Raw genomic sequence first — 2685 nt, 5'->3', positions numbered from 1 at the left:
TGATGTGATGGCTTACGACTCGCAAAACATTTTCGCCAAGATCCTGCGCGGCGAGATCCCCTGCATCAAGCTGTACGAGGACGAGCACACGCTGGCCTTCATGGACATCATGCCGCAGGCCGATGGCCACGCGCTGGTGATTCCCAAAGAGGGCGCGGAGACGCTGCTTGAGTTGTCGGACGAGGCCGCAGCGGCCTGCATCCGGACCACCAAGAAGCTGGCCGCTGCCGTCAAGAAGGCGATGGCCGCACCGGGCATCGTGATCTTCCAGCTCAATGGATCGGCCGCTGGCCAGACTGTGCCGCACTACCACGTGCACGTGCTGCCCAGCTCGCTGGGCGCGCTCGGCAAAGGCCATGCCTCGAAGATGGAAGACCCCGCCAAGCTGCAGGCCATCGCCGAGAAGATCAAGGCCGCTTTGTAGATCCTGGACAAACCCGATCGGCCATGAAAAAAGCGCCAGGGCTTTGAAACCCTGGCGCTTTTTGTTGTCTCAGCTTGAGGCTGAGCGGGGCGCCGTTGTCGGCCCCCGGTCAGATCACTCGGCAGCGGGTGCCGCTGGCTCGTCGCCGCCGTCGGCCGTGGTGCTCTCTTCCAGCGCGTTCAGCTCCATGGCAGCGCGCTCTTGCGCTTCCTGCATGGAGATGGCGCGGCGTTCGGAGTCGTCCATCTCTTCCTTGGCCTTGCGGGCCTGGTGGAAAGCCAAACCGGTCCCGGCAGGGATCAAGCGACCCACGATCACGTTTTCCTTCAAGCCACGCAGCTCGTCGCGCTTGCCCATGATGGCAGCCTCGGTGAGCACGCGGGTCGTTTCCTGGAAGGAAGCGGCCGAGATGAAGGAGTCGGTCGACAGCGAGGCCTTGGTGATGCCCAGCAGCACGTCGTTGTAGGTGACGACGGTCTTGTCTTCCGAACGCAGGCGGTCGTTGGTGTCCAGCAGTTCCGAACGCTCGACTTGCTCGCCGGGGATGTAGGTCGAATCGCCTGGGTTGACGATCTGAACACGGCGCAGCATCTGGCGAACGATCACCTGGATGTGCTTGTCGTTGATCTTCACGCCTTGCAAGCGGTAGACGTCCTGCACTTCGTCGACGATGTAGCGGGCCAGCTCTTCGATGCCCAGCAGGCGCAAGATGTCTTGCGGATCTGCGGGACCGTCGACGATGGACTCGCCCTTGTTGACCACTTGGCCTTCGTGCACCAGGATGTTCTTTTCCTTGAGCACGAGTTCTTCGTGGACACCACCATCGGGATCGGTGATCTGCAAGCGAACCTTGCCCTTGGTTTCCTTGCCGAAGGACACCGTGCCGGTGATTTCAGCCAGGGTGCCCTTGTCCTTGGGCGAACGGGCTTCGAACAACTCGGCCACACGCGGCAGACCGCCGGTGATGTCACGGGTCTTCTGGCCTTCGACCGGGATGCGTGCGAGCACTTCACCAGGGTACAGATCTTGACCGTCGCGGATCTGGATCAGCGAGCCGACCTGGAAGCCGATGGTCACAGCGTGGTCGGTGCCAGGGATCTTGACTTCCTGACCTGCGGCATCGAGCAGCTTGACCTGAGGACGGATGACCTTGGCGGCGCCACGGCGCTTGGGATCGATCACGACCAGGGTCGACAAGCCGGTGACTTCGTCCAATTGCTTGGCGACGGTCACGCCCTCTTCGACGTTCTCGAAGCGGGCTTTACCAGCGAACTCGGTGATGATCGGACGGGTCAGCGGATCCCAGGTGGCCAGGATCAGGCCGACCTTGACTTGCTGGTCAGCCTTGATGCTCAGCAACGCGCCGTAAGGCACCTTGTGACGCTCACGCTCACGACCGTGCTGGTCGGAAATGACGATTTCGCCGGAACGCGAAATCACCACCAACTCGCCCTTGCCGTTCGTGACGTAGCGCATCGTGGCGTTGAAACCGATGATGCCGTCGGACTTGGCGTCCACGCTGGAAGCCACGGCGGCGCGCGATGCGGCACCACCGATGTGGAAGGTCCGCATCGTCAGCTGCGTGCCGGGTTCACCGATGGACTGCGCGGCGATCACGCCAACCGCTTCACCGGTGTTCACCAGACCGCCACGGCCCAGGTCGCGGCCATAGCACTTGGCGCACAAGCCGAAGCGTGTGGCACAGGTCAGCGGGGTGCGAACCTTGACTTCGTCGACGCCAGCGCCTTCGAGCACCTCCATCACGTCCTCGTCCAGCATGGTGCCGGCCGGGAAGAGCAGGAGCTGGTTTTCAGGGTGCAGGATCTCGGTGGCATTGACACGACCCAAAATGCGGTCGCGCAACGATTCGATGACTTCACCACCTTCAACCAGCGCACGCGTGGCGATGCCTTGGTCGGTGCCGCAATCGACATTGGTCACGACCAAGTCTTGCGTCACATCGACCAGGCGGCGTGTCAGGTAACCCGAGTTCGCGGTCTTCAAGGCCGTGTCGGCCAAGCCCTTACGCGCACCGTGGGTGGAGATGAAGTACTGCAACACATTGAGGCCTTCACGGAAGTTCGCCGTGATGGGGGTCTCAATGATCGAGCCGTCAGGTTTGGCCATCAGACCCCGCATGCCGGACAACTGGCGGATCTGCGCGGCGGAACCGCGAGCACCCGATAGACATACCAGCAAGGCTGATCTGTATTGATGCCGTAGATGCGGAAGCTATCCGGTTTCTGGCTGTAACATTTGAA

Annotated in this window: 1 protein-coding gene and 1 pseudogene; one reads left to right on the top strand and one right to left on the bottom strand. The window is 61.9% G+C overall.

What is annotated here, in order from left to right; genetic code table 11:
- The first annotated feature begins 7 nt into the window (after nt 1-7).
- Nucleotides 8-424 carry an HIT family protein gene (locus tag Q7V20_RS11135; protein WP_304790661.1) on the top strand — a complete coding sequence of 139 codons (417 nt, stop codon included), beginning with the start codon at nt 8-10 and terminating at the stop codon, nt 422-424.
- Nucleotides 425-538: 114 nt separating this feature from the next.
- Here Q7V20_RS11135 and Q7V20_RS11130 read toward each other — a convergent pair.
- Nucleotides 539-2611: pseudogene (locus Q7V20_RS11130) on the bottom strand (DNA-directed RNA polymerase subunit beta'); the annotation flags it as partial.
- Between the last annotated feature and the right edge of the window lie 74 nt (nt 2612-2685).

The sequence above is a fragment of the Aquabacterium sp. genome, from assembly GCF_030652515.1.
Lineage (GTDB): Bacteria > Pseudomonadota > Gammaproteobacteria > Burkholderiales > Burkholderiaceae_C > Aquabacterium.
This window is presented reverse-complemented; position numbering and strand designations above follow the sequence as displayed.

Excerpts from the sequence above, each read along its gene's own strand:
- Q7V20_RS11135 (WP_304790661.1), top strand. The coding sequence starts at position 8 with ATGGCTTACGACTCGCAAAACATTTTCGCCAAGATCCTGCGCGGCGAG.